Source organism: Paenibacillus sp. V4I9, from assembly GCF_030817295.1.
Classification (GTDB): domain Bacteria; phylum Bacillota; class Bacilli; order Paenibacillales; family NBRC-103111; genus Paenibacillus_E.
Map to the genome: position 1 here is coordinate 7,221,505 of NZ_JAUSZE010000001.1, position 16,199 is coordinate 7,237,703.

A 16,199-nucleotide genomic window follows, 5' to 3' on the forward strand; every position below is an offset into this window, starting at 1 on the left:
CCTCCTTATTTTTCATCTGTCGCATGTTCTCCAACTGATTCATTTGTCCACAGCCGTTTTGCCAATAGATCACCAATAGTCAACAACGACACCAAATCAAAACTCAATGTAAATAAAAATTTATGCTTGGAAAGATCCGCATCACCTGCGCCGATGATGGAAACGAAAATAGCCGTTAGCCCCAATAGGATCATCATCACGATCAACGGCAGTCTTAAGGACGACCTCCATTGCCTAGCCCGTATAGCCGAAACAAAGGATGGCATGTATAACCCCACGATAATCAAAATCCAAAGAATGACGAATCCAAATGTTTTTGGCGTTAGGGCATCTTTCAGCAAACTGTACCCTGAAAAAAAGACCGTCTGGGCACCAAAGGGTTTTCCCGTCGATTTTTCGTAATTCCCCAAGGCTTTAGGCCGTATGGTGAATCCGTCACGAGCGGCCAGATTGAGCATTTTGCCCGCTTGATCGGGATGGGAAATATAATAAGTCAATATGGAGCCAAATCCGTACTTACTATAAAAATTGTCTTGCAGGAGCTTTGAATCAACATCTAAAGAAGCGTATGGATTGTAATACAAACTACCATTCAGAACCGCGTACTGCTTTTCAATACCGAAGGCTTCCAGAGACTTCTCCGGATTCACCGAATTCATGAGTACGCCTCGTGTCATCGCATGGTATTTGTTAATATTGACAAACTCTTTCGGAATAAGCACGTAAGTGCCGATACCCACGCCAAGCATTCCAATTAAAGAAATAAAGGTGACTATCCGATAGGTTCTTTTATTACGGATATAGATGAGAAAAAAGCCTAAAACTGCGGTTATGATCCCTACCGGCGCATTTTGCTGCTTGCTAGTCGTTAAGAAGATAGAACTTAGAATAAATGCAGACAACATAAGGTAATCATTGCTGTATCTTTTCCGATACAGTAACAGACCGGAGGCGATCATGAATACCATCATAATTAGTACGATGCTTTCACTATAAAAAGAATTGAAGTAAGCTGTATAACCGGTATCACCTAAAATAAAAATAGCAATGGTCGCAACAATGTAACCTGGCTTTTTCGACATTTTCCAAGTGAGGGCCTCAACTAGTAAATAAACAGCGATTGTATACAATACTAGGTATAACCAGGCTTGATATCGTATATCAAATAACTGAGAATCATGAAATATTAGATTTATGAACATGGAGGCTTTAATAAACAAAGACTGGGAGGAGAATAAAGTTGCGCCATTCTCGTTAAAATATTGATAGATTCCGTAATTTTTCACGAAATAACCAAGATATTGACTGTTATAATTCGGATCGTTGAAATAAAGGCCGTTGCTGTAGAGAATTCTAAAAAAATCGCCGTTATCGGCCATACCTATATATGGAGGTACAAAAAGAGCGGCAACGGTAATCAGTAACACTCCAGCAGCGGCGAAAGCGGCAGGTGACACATAACGCAGTATCATTCGCAAAACGTTACTGATCATCACATACCCCTTCCTAGTTAATTAATAAACGCCAGCAAAGCCATCAGATTATCGAACGAGTAAGCTTGCCGAGCTTTAATATCTCCGAATCCACCATGTAATGGGCTTTGTTTATCCAGAATCTGAAACTCATTCATCTTGCGGATACTGTCTTCGTATAACTCTTGGTCTCCAATCACGTAACCAATTATGGCCGCGATAGCATAGATCGCCGTAGACCTCACATCGTTTAATGGCTTTCCTTCCATCGTATATTGACCGAACAAAGTGCCTGCTTTGACCTGTTCCTTTATATAACGAATACTAGCGTTCTGATGCTGCCTAACCTCAGCCAAATTCAAAATCGTCAATAAAGACTCCACTGTATTTATGTTATCGGATTGATAGAGCTGCGCTTTGTAATCATATCGCGTTTGGTAAAAAGGAAATTCGTCAGAAAGGTACCCCCCTTGTGCGATCTGAAGCATAGCCGTTACTAGGGAATCTTTCTTTTTTTCCGATATCGAAAGGAGCTTTAAAGATGTAGTATCTATGTAGCATAAGGTAATGAACGTATTCCTCATTTTGTAAGTTTCATCGTAGAAATCATACAAATGATTATCTGCGATATTATACTGGTATAAACGATTACTGTAGGATTTCAGCTCCGGTATATATGCATCCGTATGGAAGGCATCTGAAGCTTCAGCCAGAGCCCGAATGATTCGCAGATCATCCACAGAAGCATTTAGCGTAAATTTTTTCTGCAACTTTGGACTATAGCGATAACTAAATCCTGTTGTCATATCCAAGTTCTGCTTCACACGCAGCCACTGTTCATCAAATTGTTCTTTCTGCCCGGTTAATGCATAATACCTCATCATGAGACCTGCAGACTCACTCAACACTTCGTGACCTGAAGCTCCTTCACCTGTCTGATCCGTTTCTTGCAAATTCGTATATATCCCATAGCTGCCTGATAGCTTTCTAGTTATAAATTGATACAAAATATCTCGATTTTCCTTAACTTGAAGCTGCTCGCCATAGGAGTGCTTGACGTTCTGAGTGTCCTGTTCCTTTGCGGTCGAACCGTCCGCTTGACAAGCTGTGAGAACAAAGAACAATGCAACACTGCTACATAGTAAGTTACGTCTTTTAATCATACTTAAGCTCCCTTACCAAACAGTAAACAGCAGAAAAGTCGAATAGTGTCGAATGAAGTGTTTTTCAATATTATATAATATTTTTACAGGGGAATCGAATGTTGAAGTTAATTGGGAACCTTGTTCAAAGGCTAGACATTTAGTTGTAGTTTATCACAGACTGCTCCTTCAATCCGAAGGCAATTAATGTTAGCTGCTGGAAGGCACAAGCATATGATTCAACATTCATCCCAGGAAAGCTTCACCCGAACGGACACAGAAGTCGTTATATGTGAATTTTAGGGTCGAATGAATTTCTATCCGACCCAGAATCCCTTATTAGCCTGGAACGGAGTCCAAAAGCATGGAAAATTATGAAATAAGGTCCGCTGTGTCCGAAAGGAACGAGAAACAGAAGGAAAGCAGTAAATAAGGACTCTGGTGTCCGTTCCACTTTATTCTGTATCTTATCGAGTCCTTAAGCTCAATTATTCACCTTTGTTTTCGCATTATCCTCCAAATTACATTACAAGGCTGCCGATCAGTTCCTCGGCAGCCTTGTGGTGTTATTTATTCAACTCTTGGTAGCAATAGGTACGCATCTGATATGTTTTCCCCTGCCCCTCTTCCTTGAGTAGTAATATTCCCACGTCATACCATATAACGATGCCCAATAACTCTCTACGTGAAATACTTGGCGGGGCTTGGTTTCGAAGTCTTTCTCAGAGGTTCACGCGCAGGCAAAAATATAAAAATTATAATTTCCTATATAACAAAAAAAGCCTTCGGCCCAGGGAATCCATCCCTTTCGCCGAAGGCTTTCTCTCTTTAACCCAGCACCACGCGGTCATCCGACAGCTTGTTGCCGCTGATGTGCTCGAACTCACCGAGCAGCTGCTCCACGGTGAGGTCCTTCTTCCGTTCCTCGCTCACATCAAGGATGATGCGGCCCTTGTCCATCATGATCAGGCGGTTGCCGAGACGAATCGCCTGCTCCATGTTGTGCGTGACCATCAAAGTGGTCAGCTTCATTTCGCGCACGATGTCCTCGGTCAATCGTGTGATGAGCTCCGCGCGCGAAGGATCCAGCGCGGCGGTGTGCTCATCAAGCAGCAGAATCTGCGGCTTGGTGAACGTCGCCATCAGCAAGCTGAGGGCTTGGCGCTCTCCGCCGGAGAGCAGGCCCACCTTCGCGCGCAGACGGCCCTCCAGGCCGATGCCGAGGCGCTGCAGCTGTTCCAGGAACAGCGCGCGCTTGCGCGCGGTGACGCCGAAGCTCAGCCCGCGCTTCTTGCCGCGGGCATACGCCATGGCGAGATTCTCCTCGATGGTCATTCGAGGAGCGGTCCCCGCCATGGGGTCTTGAAAGACGCGGCCGATCCAGCGGCTGCGCTCGTATTCCGGCAGGTGGTGGATCACCTCGCCACCTATGCGCACTTCGCCGGCATCCGGCGTCATGACGCCGGAGATGATGTTCATCAGCGTCGATTTACCGGCGCCGTTACTGCCAATGACCGTGACGAAGTCACCGGGCTTCAGGTTCAAGTTAATACCGATTAGCGCGATTTTCTCATCCGCTGAACCGGGGTTAAATAGCTTAGAAACATTCGAGAGCTGAAGCATTAACGATCACCTCCCTTGTTCATTTTCACAGCAAGGGCAATGAGTTCAGCCGATCGCCGTTTCGCTGTTGCTTTTTGCTTAATGGCTCGCTGAACGGAAGGAAGAACGAGCGCGATAATAACAATAATCGCGGTAATTAACTTCAAGTCTGATGCTTTTAGCCATTCGACTCGCAGTGCCAATGCGACAACAATACGGTACACGATGGAACCGAGTACAGCAGCCAGTGTCGCTTGAAAAACCGTCCGAGCGCCAAAAATCGCTTCCCCAATAATAACGGAAGCCAGTCCAATGACGATCATCCCGATCCCCATCGAGATGTCGGCAAAGCCCGACTGCTGCGCGATGAGAGCTCCGGATAGTGCTACCAATCCGTTTGATAAGCTAACGCCTAGAATCGTGGTATTGTCCGTGTTTGCGCCGAAGCTGCGGATCATTCGCGCATTGTCACCCGTTGCTCGCAGAGCAAGTCCCAAATCGGTATGCAGGAACGCATCCAGCAGTAATTTGAACACGATGACAATAATGAGCACAACGGCAATCGGCGACATCGAGGTGAACAACGTATCCACCCCAAGAAGCGAGATGTTAGGTTTGCCCATAATGCGCATATTGATAGAGTACAAGGCAATCATCATGAGAATTCCTGATAAAAGCCCATTAATTTTACCCTTCGTATGGAGCAGTCCTGTACAAGCTCCAGCCACAAGCCCGCCGGCAAAAGCAGCCAAACAAGCTAGCAGCGGCGAATAGCCATGAGCAATCATGATTGCTGCAACAGCACCGCCTGTTGTAAAGCTCCCGTCCACCGTTAGATCGGGGAAATCGAGAATGCGAAACGTGATATAAACACCAAGCGCCATCAGCGCATAGAGAAGACCTAGCTCGACGGCACCATTCATTGAATCCATCATGTGAATAACCTCCTACTTTGAAAAAAAGGGGTGAACGAAAGCGACGTTCACCCCTTTTGTGTCTTAAACCTTACTGAATGATGTTTTTCTCTTTATCTTTTACTGCATTTTTCATAGCGTCTGTTACATCAATGCCTTGAGCTTTTGCTGCCTTCAGGTTTAAGATCAGATCCATTTTTTCAGGAACAGTTACTTTCATGTCTGCTGGTTTTTTACCATTCTTGAGAATGTCGACAGCCATTTGGCCAACTTGGTAGCCATGATCATAATATTTGAAGCCAACTGTTGCAAAAGCACCTTTTTCCACAGTATCGCGGTCACTGGAGAAGAACGGAATGTGTTTGTCATTCGCGATTTGAATGATACCATCCACGCCGCTAACAACCGTGTTATCAAGGGTAATCAAGAAAGCATCCGCGCGGCCAACAAGGGATTGCGCAGCTTGTTTTACCTCAGACGTATTGGTAACAGGCGCTTTAATGAGCTTAATACCATGTTTCGTTAAGGATTGCTCTGCATTTTTGGCCATGATAACAGCGTTAGGCTCCCCTTCGTTAATAACAAGACCAACTGTTTTCACTTTAGGCATGTTCGCAGCTACGAAATCCATTAATTGTGCAACAGCCATTGGGTTCGTGTCCGAAGCTCCGGAAACATTACCGCCCGGCTTGTCCACATTGCTAACAATTTTGGCTGCAAGCGGGTCTGTAACAGCTGCGAAAAGAATTGGCGATTTCTTCACTTGCTGTACAAGAGCTTGTGCGGATGGTGTTGCGATACCAAGCACCAAATCGTAGTCAGCGGAAGCAATTTTTTGAGCAATGGATAAGTTATTCGGTTGATCGCCTTGCGCATTGTTGAAATCGACTTTCAAGTTGGTACCTTCTACGATACCACCCTCTTTAAGTGCCGCTAGGAAACCTTGACGTGTTGCATCCAGAGAAGGATGTTCTACAATTTGTGAAATCGCTACTTTATAAGACTTTTGCGCGGCTGCCGTTGCTGCCGGAGTTGCTGAAGCCGCAGCACTTGCTGCTGGAGCCGGAGCTGCCTTCTGCCCACAACCTGCTACGACCATAAGAGCTGCTGTTAATGCAAATGATACGAGTGCTTTCTTTTTCAACATAATTACCCCTCTCTAAGTTCCCATTTATCGCTTGGACTCATTGCTCACTCACCACTTTAACGCTTTTGCGGGACAAAGTTTGAGGATATGAAATACCCAAGACTCCATATTAATTAACCATAGTTTAAAGGGCTCTTGGGTTTCCGTCAATTGTTTTATCCGCATTTATATGTTTCTGTAAACATTTGGAGAAGATTGCTCAGGACTGCTGTTGAAGATAAAAGTCACGAAGCAATTCATCCATCACCCGATTTGTTCGCGCCGCAGTCCGACCAGTACTAGGGCTTTTACCAATACCCCGCAGCTCGTCAACCACGGATTGAATAAGAGGCTGTTGCACATGAGCCGGATACGGAATGGCATACTCCTCGACCTGACCATCTGCCATCTCCAAGCGAATATCATCACTAAACGTTGAAAAGGCAATTTTACCAAGACTCCCAGTAATTTCAGTTACGTCGCTGCGCTTGAATGCATTGAAACTCCAAATCCCAGCACCCATAACACCTGACTCAAATGCATAGGTCGTTGTTACGATATCTTCAACTTGATACTGCCCCAACTGATTTCTGGCAAAACCTTTCACTTCACCGATTGGGCCAAGTAAATAATCAAGAACATCCAGCGTATGACTCGCCAAATCAACGAACAAACCGCCTCCGGAAAGCTCCGGCCGTATCCGCCACGGCTGCTCCTGTCCATCATCTTCCCTCATGGTTTGGAGAAAAGTCGTCTGCACAAATCGGACCTCACCAATGATACCGCTGTCAAGCAATCTTTTGATCTCAACAAATTTCGGCAAGCCTCTGCGATAGTAGGCCACGAATAAAGGTACCTTTGCTTCTTCGCAAGCAGCTATCATTTCCAAACATTCCGCATGATTCCTCGCCATCGGCTTTTCCACATAGACAGGCTTCCCCGCCTGTGCGGCTAGCAGGGCATATTCCCGATGAAAACCTGGAGGTGTCGCAACATAGATCGCATTGACATTCGGATCATTGACCAGCGCTTTAGCATCATCGTACCATGCAGCAACTCCGTGCCTTTTGGCATAATCTTCAGCTAGCGCTCCATTTCTTCGCATCACAGCGACAAGCTCTGAACCCTCCGCCTTCTGTAAGGCAGGCCCGCTCTTGACCTCAGTCACATCCCCACAACCAATAATCCCCCATCGTACCTTATCCATTTATCAAACCTCCCAACAGGTCACAGTAACACAAGATTTTATCATACATATTCGACACGAGTTCGTCTCCTCCTTTGACCTTTTCTTATAAATGCAGCAGACAACATCATTGATCTAATCCATTTATTATGAACTGGCACTTCTTCTATGTCACCTGAATGGCTATAATTGGCGGTCCATTCGCAACTCACCTTCCCTTATCATTGGATAAGAATCGAGAATACTTAATTGGACATTTTGCACGCCCTAATCCGCAATGGAAGGATATCGAAAAGCAGGAAGTCTTAGCGATTTTTCAGGGTCCGCATTGCTATATCTCTCCCTCTTGGTATGAGACACCCACTACAGTTCTCACTTGGAATTATGTGGCTGTTCATGTTTATGGCCAGGTTGAGCTTGTAGACGATGTACAAAAAGTGATGAACTCGTTAACTGATTTGGTTTTGAAGTATGAAGAACCGGGCAGTTCCTATCAATTAGATCAAGTAGACGCTAATTACATTGCAGGTTTGAGTAAAGGTATCCAAGGATTTAGAATCAAAATTACTCGCATCGAAGGTAAGGCAAAATTGAGTCAAAACCATCCAGCGGAACGGCAAGAGCTTGTTATAAAACGGTTAGAAACAATGACTGGTGAAGATGAACGTAAAATTGCCTATACAACATTAGCAAGGCTGTGGCTCATCTACACTCACAAAGCTGCAATGGCTGCCCTTTCGCGAACCAGTAAATCGCAGTCACATAAATAGAGCCCAACCCAACAACGTGTCGTGATCCTGCAACTCAACAACTCAACAACTTCACCCAACAGCTCCAAGTGGCAAAAAGCGTACATAAGTACTGTCTCCTCAACTATTCAAGCATTAAAAAAAACGTTTCAAACCCCCAAGTTCAGGGTTTGAAACGCTTTTCACTTACTATGAGTCATCCCATCCTAGGAATGAACCTCAGTAGACACTGTTTCCAACTGCGTATGATCTGAAGACGTCTGCTCTTGCAGCTGCAGCTGCAGCTGCTGCGTAGCAAACTCGCGGTACATCTCATGGGACTCCAGCAATTGTTGGTGTGTACCACTGCCCGTCACGACGCCTTTGTCCAGAAAGATAATTTGGTCGGCATCTACCACCGTCGATAAGCGATGCGCAATCACTAGTGTTGTACGTCCCTGCATCAAATTTTGCAGCGCTTGCTGCACAACGACCTCCGATTTACTGTCCAGACTCGATGTCGCTTCGTCCAGCATCAGTATCTTCGGATCCCGCAGCAGGGCTCGCGCAATGGCGATCCGCTGCCGTTGTCCACCTGACAGCTTGATGCCACGTTCACCGACCTCGGTCTCGTACTTCTGCGGCAGTTCCTCGATAAAGTCATCGGCATACGCCATCCGTGAAGCCCGCTTCAGCTCCTCCAGCGTCACTTCATGCTGCAGGCCGTAACAGATATTGTCTCGAATCGTACCTGCAATCAGCGGACTCTCCTGCGATACATAGCCAATCTGACTCCTCCATGAGATGAGCGAGAATTGATCAATTCGGTCAGCCCCCAACGCGACTGAACCTTTTTGCGGCGTATAAAATCTTTCCAAAAGAGAGAACATCGTCGTCTTCCCGCTGCCGCTCGGTCCTACAATCGCCGTTACCTTGCCCGCTTCCATAGTGAAGCTGACATTTTTCAGAACAGAGTCCCCTTCTTTATAGCTGAAAGATACCTGATCGAAGTGAATCGACTGCGAGGCATTCGTGACAGGTACTCCGGCATGCGGATTCTCTTCTTCGTAATCGAGTACCTTGAGGATCGTATCGGTCGCCCCCATCGCCTTCTGTACCTGATTGAAAAACTGCGTAATTTGCGTAATCGGCGCAACAATTTGGAACAAATACAGCATGAATGCAACGAGCTGACCAGCCGAAATAGCTCCAGAGGCAACCTGCATGCCGCCATACCCGAAAAGCACGACAAACAGCATTAGCATGACAAAGGTGACCAGCGGCGCCATTAATGCTTGAATCCGACCCTCTTTAAGCCCGAATTTGAAAAGCCTTTGAATCCCTGCAGCCCCTTCTTTATACTCAACAGGCTCGGCATTGGCTGCCTTCACTAAGCGCATTTCCGATAGCACTCGATTCAGCACGGAGGTGAAGCCAGCAGTCTCGGCTTGCATGCCCTTGGATATTTTAAACATTTGCCGCCCCAGCGGAAAAAGAATGACGAAGGCTATCGGGAATACACTGAACATGATGAGCGTCATTTTCCAATCCATAAACAGGAGCACCACAATAGATCCAATGATCGAGATGATCCCCGTGACGAAACCCGCCATATGCTCGGCAATGAGTCCCTTAATGACAGCTGTATCATTTGTCATTCGAGAAATCGTATCTCCCGTCTGATGGTTATCATAGTATCTAACCGGCAGCACGAGCAGCTTCTTCCACAAACGATCCCGAATGCCTGCCACAACGCGCTGTCCCGCAAAGTTCAGTAAGTACACCGAAATCCCGGAAGCTACTGCCGATGCAACAAAAGCGATTGCCATACCGCCAATCTGTGCCCAATTCAGGGAACTAATCGAGAAGCTATCAACGACATTCTTCGTAAACAGCGGGATCACCAATCCCACCAATGTTGAAATAATACTTAACCCTAATGCTATGCTTAATACGAGCTTTGGCGGGTTAGCTTGTGCGAGCAAACGAGCGAATCCGCGCCAGTTGCTCTTAACCTTAGGCTCTTCTTTCCTTGTAGCTGCCATCTATCTCTACTCCTTTACCGATTGGATGTTCATCCGTTTCTCTGGTATGATCCCTTACTTAGGTATCATACACTTCTATTTTAAACGGAATGTAAACAAGATCCCATCGGCCCTCAGGCGGAGAAGCAGCCTCCTATTTCTTTAAACTCTCGCGATAGTACGCCACTGTCTCGGTAAGCGCAGTCCGCAGTGGCGTAGGTCCCGCCTCTCCGCCAAAACGCTGTACAAACTTCCTGCTATCCACGACGAAAGGCTGCTCAAATTGATACAGCATCTCGATAACCTCCTTGGCCGCCGGTATGAATAGACCTCCCAGACGGAGCATCCCACGGCCCATTGTGCCAATGCGCGGAGAGTGCCCTGCAACCTCATAGGCTAGTTCCGCGAATCGCCGAGCGCTTACGGTCTCTGCATTGGGGACGTGCCATACCTGACCGAAGGCATCCTCATGCTCACTTAAGGTCACGAGGGCTCGACCGAAGTCGTCTATATACGTAAATGTATGCGGCGCATCTGGATTCCCAAGCAATGAAATCGACTTCCCAGCCGCCACTGGTGTGAAAAAACGCGCGCCAACGTACGAGTTTCCTACCTGAGGCCCAAAGAAATCAGCCCCTCTGCCGATAGTAACTCTCACTGTCCCTTTTTGGTGTAAATCCAACAGATCGCGAGCAACTTCAGCCCTTACTTTGCCTTTACGCGTGGAAGCCTTATAGGCTAGCCCTTCATCGATCGACCCTATAACTTCACCGTACATATAGAGGTTATCCCCCATGATTAGGTTCGCCTTATGATGGGCAGCTGCTTTCGTAATATTGCTCATCAGTTTCTGAAACAACCCATCCCACTTATGATAAGGCGGCTGAGCGCATTGAAATACGTTCTTTGCCCCTTTTAACGCAGTTAGAGCACCGCTTTCACTCATCAGATCTGCTTGCATTACCTCAACACCATCAGGCACATTTGCCTTGCCCGAGGAGTTAACCATTCTGACTTTCTTCCCTCTTCTCAAAAGCTCTTTCATGACGGCCCTGCCCAGCGGACCCGCTCCCAATATGACTTCCATGCTGCATCCTCCCAAATGGTTTTCGCCAGATTGACTGGCTGGCTTCTTCTTATGAAAATAACAATAAACCCTATAGCAGCTATAGGGTCAATACGCTTTTCACAGGAATTTGAAGATCAACAATAAAGTCATCTGTATTCATCATATGGGTAAAATCAATCAAATACCGCTCCAGCACAGGACCATTTTCTACATAGCCGTTCAAGCTCATCCAATCCCTTAAACGCTGGAACAGCGATTTGCACGTATCTTCATTAGGAAAACCAGCGTATACCGCGGATATGTAATCCCCGCCTGGCAGCCACCGGGTAAAGGCAGGTTCGGGCTTACTTGGCAGCAGAGGCACACAGATCTCAATATCGGAGTCTCCCCTGTCAAACGTCAGTAGATCTTCATGGTAGATGGTCATAATGTGTCCATCCATCGTCAATCCGTTCTCTTTGATCCGGTCCATCAGCGCCATGAAACGCATAACTGAAGCCTCCATTCCGCACTCGTCACGTTTGCGTTCGAAAGCGACGAAGCGATCCGGATATGTCTTCAATTCTACCACGACTTGCGTATGCTCGAATTCGTTGCGAAGCTGCCGCTGGGCGTCCAAATGCCGCAGCCTTTGGTCAATCGTGCCGACGACAGTCTCCAGTGTGCGGATCGTTTCTTCCGCTTCCGCCTTTTTCCCACGCATCAGTTCTGGGATACCGTCTATGTTTTTGCTTTTGAGAATCTGACCGATCTGCTCTAATGTGAACTGCATACCCTGCAGATCCTGAACGATTTTAATCGCTAGAATATCTTGACTGGCGTAGTACCGATAACCATTCTGCCCATCCACACGATGCGGCTTTACAAGCCCAATTTTGTCATAGAAATGGAGGGTCTGGATCGAGGTCTGGCATATTTTCGCCGTTTGTCCAACGGTATATCCCTGCCTATTTGGCATAGTTTTCATAAGATGATTACGATTCAGTTGCTATCTGCCAGATCACACCGAAAGGATCCTCCAGACGACCGAACATCGTCCCCCAGAACATGCGTTCGAAAGGCATTTTCACAACGCCACCCTCGGATAGTCCATCAAATATATGGCGCGCTTCTTCTTCGCTCTTAAATTCCAGCGTCAAATCCAGTCCTTGGCCTCTATCCACCGTATCTTTACCTGAATCAGCCATGAAAAAGCGAAGGCCAAGGGCCTGCAGCTCTAGATGCATAACGCGATTTTTAATTGATTCATCCGCATCCGGCATATCCGCGAAAGTACGCAGGCTAACCAATTCCCCGCCTAGTGCCCTCACGTAAAAGTCAGCTTGTTTTCTTGCATCACTGCTGTAAATGTATGGAGTTAACGTTGCCATGCTGCTTCCCTCCTAATTAGTAATAGTTGATACAGACCGATCATACCATCTCTTGCCTAGGGAAGTGAATAAGATCCCCACACTAAGCGGTCTCTACCTTGCTCCTTCGCTTCATACAAAAGCGCATCTGCTGCAGCCACTAGCTCTGTCACCTTTTGCTCCTTGTCACGAACCGTTGCTCCGAAGCTCATGGTAATATGGAACTTATCCTCGTCAGTACCGAACTCAAGCGCGCGCAGCTTTTCTCAGAATTGATAATTCTAGTCACAAGCACGCTGCATCACTTCCCTGATATGGGTTTGTTCACATTTAAATTATATGGAAATAATGGGAAGTCCTGCCTCGTTCAATTAATATACAACTTTTCTTGCTGAGCGCCGTCTATTACTCATCTTATTATCATTTCCCGATTGAAGGAAGAGCTTACTTTTTTCATCATTTTGTTACGCAGGATGGGACTATCTACTGGTTGGGAGATCGGCCTTTCACGCGCCAGGAAACCAAGGCCGGGGCTGTCGTCATTCCTTAGCAGAGGCCAAATTTTGTTTTTCACTGTTTCTTCTATACAATGAAAGGGTAAGAACATTCTACCTACAGACAGACTCACTGAGGAGGTAATTCGATGAATAATTTTACATTTCATAATCCAACCACACTGCATTTCGGTCAGGGACAACTGGAGAAATTAACAGCTGAGGTACCTAAATATGGCAAGAACGTGCTGCTCGTCTATGGCGGCGGGAGCATTAAGCAGAATGGCATTTATACGAACGTTGTTCATCTGCTGAAAGGCTTGGATGCAAATATCTTCGAACTGAGCGGTGTAGAGCCTAACCCGAGACTAACAACTGTTCATCGGGGTGTGGAAATGTGCCGCAACCAGAACATTGATCTCATTCTTGCTGTCGGCGGTGGCAGCGTCATCGACTGCGCCAAAGCTATTGCTGTAGGAGCGAAGTACACGGGTGACTTCTGGGATATCGTTACACGGAAGGCTTCTGCAACGGGTGCGCTGCCCTTGGGAACTGTCCTCACAATCGCAGCAACGGGCTCAGAAATGAACTCTGGTTCTGTTATTACGAACTGGGAGACGAAAGAGAAACTCGGTTGGGGCAGTCCGTTCTCATTCCCTAAATTTTCGATTCTAGATCCAGCCCACTCGACTTCCTTGCCTGAAAATCAGACCGTATATGGCATGGTTGATATCATGTCTCACGTGTTTGAACAGTACTTCCATCATACGTCTAACACACCATTGCAGGATGGCTTCTGTGAAACAATCCTTCGCACAGTGATCGATACGGCTCCCCGCTTGCTGCGAGATCTTGATGATCTGGAAGAACGTGCAACGATTCTATATAGCGGTACAATGGCGCTTAACGGAGTCCTAAGCATGGGCGTTCGCGGCGATTGGGCGACCCATAATCTCGAGCATGCCGTTTCAGCCGTTCACGATATTCCGCACGGAGGCGGCCTAGCAATCCTCTTTCCGAACTGGATGACCTACACACTCGATGCAAACGTGGCACGGTTCAAACAGTTCGCACAGAACGTCTTTGATATTGATGCGATTGACAAATCGGATCGCCAAGTTGCGGAGGAAGGCATCGCGGCTCTTCGTGAATTCTTCGCCTCCATTGGCGCGCCAAGCCGACTATCCGATTACGACATCGACGACTCGACAATTGAGCTCATGGCCGATAAAGCCATGGTTTACGGGGATTTTGGCAACTTTAAGAAGCTGACTCGCGAAGATGTTGTGAACATTTATCGGATGTCATTATGAAAATAGGAGTGAGCTGACATTATTGTCAGTTCACTTTTTTTCTTTCTAGGATAAAAGCTGCAAATTATTTACAGACAGGATTTCTTATGAAATACTTAAAGGGAAAATATCCCTTTAATGGAGGTTGAGTTGATATGAGCGAAGTTCGTGCGTCAAGTCCGATTAAGAATCGAATTAGCAACGTCTTTATTCCCGTTCGGAATATTGAGAATGCACGTGATTGGTACTGTAAGTTACTTGGTGTAGCTCCTGACGGGGATATCTTGTTCGGACACCTCTACGCTCTTCCTATGGATGGAACTTCCCTTGTGCTTGATCAAATGCCCATGTGGGGCGGCAACGAGCCTGGCGGCCCTCCAACTTATCAAACACCTGCTTTTATGTTTCAAACCGAGAATATTCAAGCTTCTTATGAATTTATGAAAAATAACGAGGTGGAGCTTGTTACGGAAATCCAAAATGAACAATGGTTCGCTTTTCGGGATCCGGACGGTAACCTGCTTATGGTTTGTAAATAACAGTTGAGGAAGTGTCGTACATTGTGCTGCACTTCTTCTTTATTTTCGCCTCCATCAGCTTCTGAATACTTAAAGCGACGAGGATCATACTATATCCATGACAAAACTTACTTTTACAGCCGATCAATTGGTCAGTTCCACCACGGCTTCCAAGAAATTTGGCGAGCTGCGTAAGAAGGCGAAGGATCTACCACAATTCATAACAGATAACGGTATCGTCGACACCGTATTGGTTGGATACCCTTACTTTGAGCAAATGTTTGAACGACTGACTCAGCTAGAACAACAAGAGGAAGAGCGAATACTGAATGAACGAATAGATCGAATCACGCAAGACCCAGCCTCTATTTTGATTTGGAAAGAAATCCGCAAAGAACCACACGAAGGAGCGATTGGCTATTCGTTTTGATGCAGGAGCAGCTCAGGAGTATTGGCAGTTGGATATTTCCGTATTAGATGAAGTCAATCAAGCAATCGATGAATTGAGTTACCGAGCGAATGAAGTTGGCGAAGAGCTCAGCCATTATTCCGATCCTAAATGCGCATGTTGCAAAGAAATTACCCTAAAAGAAGCTGGTATCCGAATAGTTTTTAGGATAACTAACGATGTCGTAGAAATTCTGCGTGTGGTCCCTGCTTCTAAAATAATGACATCCGAGGCCCCAAATTATACGGCCTTAGACCATTTTCCAGGCAACCATCGAAATGAATTCATTTTAGCTATCCAAAAATGGAAACAGGAATATGAGCATTAAAGCTGCGTATTCTTGTTAAAGCCATTCAATAAATTCAAGGCGATTGCCGAATGGGTCATTCAAATAGAATCGTTTTACTCCCTCGTCGTCTCTTGCATCATCTGGAATGGTTTGTATGTTAAGATTCACCAAATATCTCTGCAACTCGTCTAATTGGCTTACCTGAAATGCTGGATGAGCTTTTGTAGCAGGAACAAAATCCTTTTGAACCCCGATGTGAACCTGATGAATACCGCATTGAAACCAAACACCGCCGCGTTTTCTTAAGTTTTCAGGTTTCGGGATTTCTGTCCAGCCTAGTAATTTTGCGAAAAAATTTCTCGCCTCATCTTCACGGCCTTCAGGAGCCGCTAATTGAATATGGTCAATCCCATAAAATGAAAAGTTCATACATAACCCTCCAAGATAAATTCCACGTGGTGAAACGTGGTTTCATTTTAACTTTAATTTTATCAATAACTACCTATAAATTCCACCGTTTATTTGTGCATGAATGAGTGTAAAAGT

The 16,199-nt window shown here is 46.1% G+C and carries 17 protein-coding genes; 5 read left to right on the forward strand and 12 right to left on the reverse strand.

Annotation, left to right across the window (positions count from 1 at the left end; all coding sequences use genetic code 11):
* Positions 1–5: 5 nt before the first annotated feature.
* The 6 genes from wsfD to QFZ81_RS33305 all read right to left on the reverse strand — a co-directional run bounded on the left by wsfD (position 6) and on the right by QFZ81_RS33305 (position 7,463).
* Positions 6–1,493, reverse strand: a complete 1,488-nt coding sequence (gene wsfD, locus QFZ81_RS33280; RefSeq protein ID WP_307606126.1) for a glycan biosynthesis hexose transferase WsfD — start codon at positions 1,491–1,493, stop codon at positions 6–8.
* 17 nt (positions 1,494–1,510) lie between these two features.
* Positions 1,511–2,635 (reverse strand): hypothetical protein, encoded by a 1,125-nt coding sequence (locus QFZ81_RS33285; RefSeq protein WP_307606128.1) that lies wholly within the window; start codon positions 2,633–2,635, stop codon positions 1,511–1,513.
* Positions 2,636–3,442: 807 nt separating this feature from the next.
* On the reverse strand, positions 3,443–4,237 hold the full coding sequence (locus tag QFZ81_RS33290; protein WP_307606130.1) for an ABC transporter ATP-binding protein: 795 nt from the start codon (positions 4,235–4,237) through the stop codon (positions 3,443–3,445).
* Complete coding sequence (locus tag QFZ81_RS33295) at positions 4,237–5,151, reverse strand: ABC transporter permease (RefSeq protein ID WP_307437326.1); 915 nt, start codon at positions 5,149–5,151, stop codon at positions 4,237–4,239. The genes QFZ81_RS33290 and QFZ81_RS33295 overlap by 1 nt, the downstream gene beginning before the upstream one ends.
* A gap of 70 nt (positions 5,152–5,221) precedes the next feature.
* The gene (locus tag QFZ81_RS33300; protein WP_373462566.1) at positions 5,222–6,277 is read right to left on the reverse strand and encodes an ABC transporter substrate-binding protein; all 1,056 of its coding nucleotides are present in this window, start codon (positions 6,275–6,277) and stop codon (positions 5,222–5,224) included.
* A 199-nt stretch (positions 6,278–6,476) separates the two neighbouring features.
* A complete protein-coding gene (locus QFZ81_RS33305) occupies positions 6,477–7,463 on the reverse strand; it encodes a Gfo/Idh/MocA family protein (RefSeq protein WP_307437323.1) in 987 nt (328 codons plus the stop codon).
* A 158-nt stretch (positions 7,464–7,621) separates the two neighbouring features.
* Here QFZ81_RS33305 and QFZ81_RS33310 point away from each other — a divergent pair, with 158 nt between their 5' ends.
* Entirely contained in the window at positions 7,622–8,212 is a 591-nt protein-coding gene (locus tag QFZ81_RS33310; protein ID WP_307606132.1) for an FMN-binding negative transcriptional regulator, read from the forward strand.
* Between the two features lie 185 nt (positions 8,213–8,397).
* Here QFZ81_RS33310 and QFZ81_RS33315 read toward each other — a convergent pair whose 3' ends face one another.
* From QFZ81_RS33315 to QFZ81_RS33335, 5 genes are all read right to left on the reverse strand, one after another.
* On the reverse strand, positions 8,398–10,215 hold the full coding sequence (locus QFZ81_RS33315; RefSeq protein WP_307606134.1) for an ABC transporter ATP-binding protein: 1,818 nt from the start codon (positions 10,213–10,215) through the stop codon (positions 8,398–8,400).
* A gap of 133 nt (positions 10,216–10,348) precedes the next feature.
* Entirely contained in the window at positions 10,349–11,281 is a 933-nt protein-coding gene (locus QFZ81_RS33320) for an NAD-dependent epimerase/dehydratase family protein (protein WP_307606136.1), read from the reverse strand.
* A 79-nt stretch (positions 11,282–11,360) separates the two neighbouring features.
* A complete protein-coding gene (locus QFZ81_RS33325; protein WP_307437315.1) occupies positions 11,361–12,230 on the reverse strand; it encodes a MerR family transcriptional regulator in 870 nt (289 codons plus the stop codon).
* A 7-nt stretch (positions 12,231–12,237) separates the two neighbouring features.
* Positions 12,238–12,633 carry a VOC family protein gene (locus QFZ81_RS33330; protein WP_307606138.1) on the reverse strand — a complete coding sequence of 132 codons (396 nt, stop codon included), beginning with the start codon at positions 12,631–12,633 and terminating at the stop codon, positions 12,238–12,240.
* A 56-nt stretch (positions 12,634–12,689) separates the two neighbouring features.
* Positions 12,690–12,872, reverse strand: a complete 183-nt coding sequence (locus QFZ81_RS33335; RefSeq protein WP_307449278.1) for a diguanylate cyclase domain-containing protein — start codon at positions 12,870–12,872, stop codon at positions 12,690–12,692.
* 383 nt (positions 12,873–13,255) lie between these two features.
* On the opposite strand from QFZ81_RS33335, the gene QFZ81_RS33340 reads away from it, so the two are divergent.
* From QFZ81_RS33340 to QFZ81_RS33355, 4 genes are all read left to right on the forward strand, one after another.
* Positions 13,256–14,419 (forward strand): iron-containing alcohol dehydrogenase, encoded by a 1,164-nt coding sequence (locus tag QFZ81_RS33340; protein ID WP_307437310.1) that lies wholly within the window; start codon positions 13,256–13,258, stop codon positions 14,417–14,419.
* Between the two features lie 134 nt (positions 14,420–14,553).
* Entirely contained in the window at positions 14,554–14,937 is a 384-nt protein-coding gene (locus QFZ81_RS33345) for a VOC family protein (RefSeq protein WP_307437305.1), read from the forward strand.
* A gap of 97 nt (positions 14,938–15,034) precedes the next feature.
* Positions 15,035–15,346 carry a hypothetical protein gene (locus tag QFZ81_RS33350; RefSeq protein ID WP_307437301.1) on the forward strand — a complete coding sequence of 104 codons (312 nt, stop codon included), beginning with the start codon at positions 15,035–15,037 and terminating at the stop codon, positions 15,344–15,346.
* Entirely contained in the window at positions 15,330–15,692 is a 363-nt protein-coding gene (locus tag QFZ81_RS33355; protein WP_307437296.1) for a hypothetical protein, read from the forward strand. The genes QFZ81_RS33350 and QFZ81_RS33355 overlap by 17 nt, the downstream gene beginning before the upstream one ends.
* 15 nt (positions 15,693–15,707) lie before the next feature.
* Here QFZ81_RS33355 and QFZ81_RS33360 read toward each other — a convergent pair whose 3' ends face one another.
* The gene (locus tag QFZ81_RS33360; protein ID WP_307437293.1) at positions 15,708–16,082 is read right to left on the reverse strand and encodes a VOC family protein; all 375 of its coding nucleotides are present in this window, start codon (positions 16,080–16,082) and stop codon (positions 15,708–15,710) included.
* Positions 16,083–16,199 lie beyond the last annotated feature (117 nt).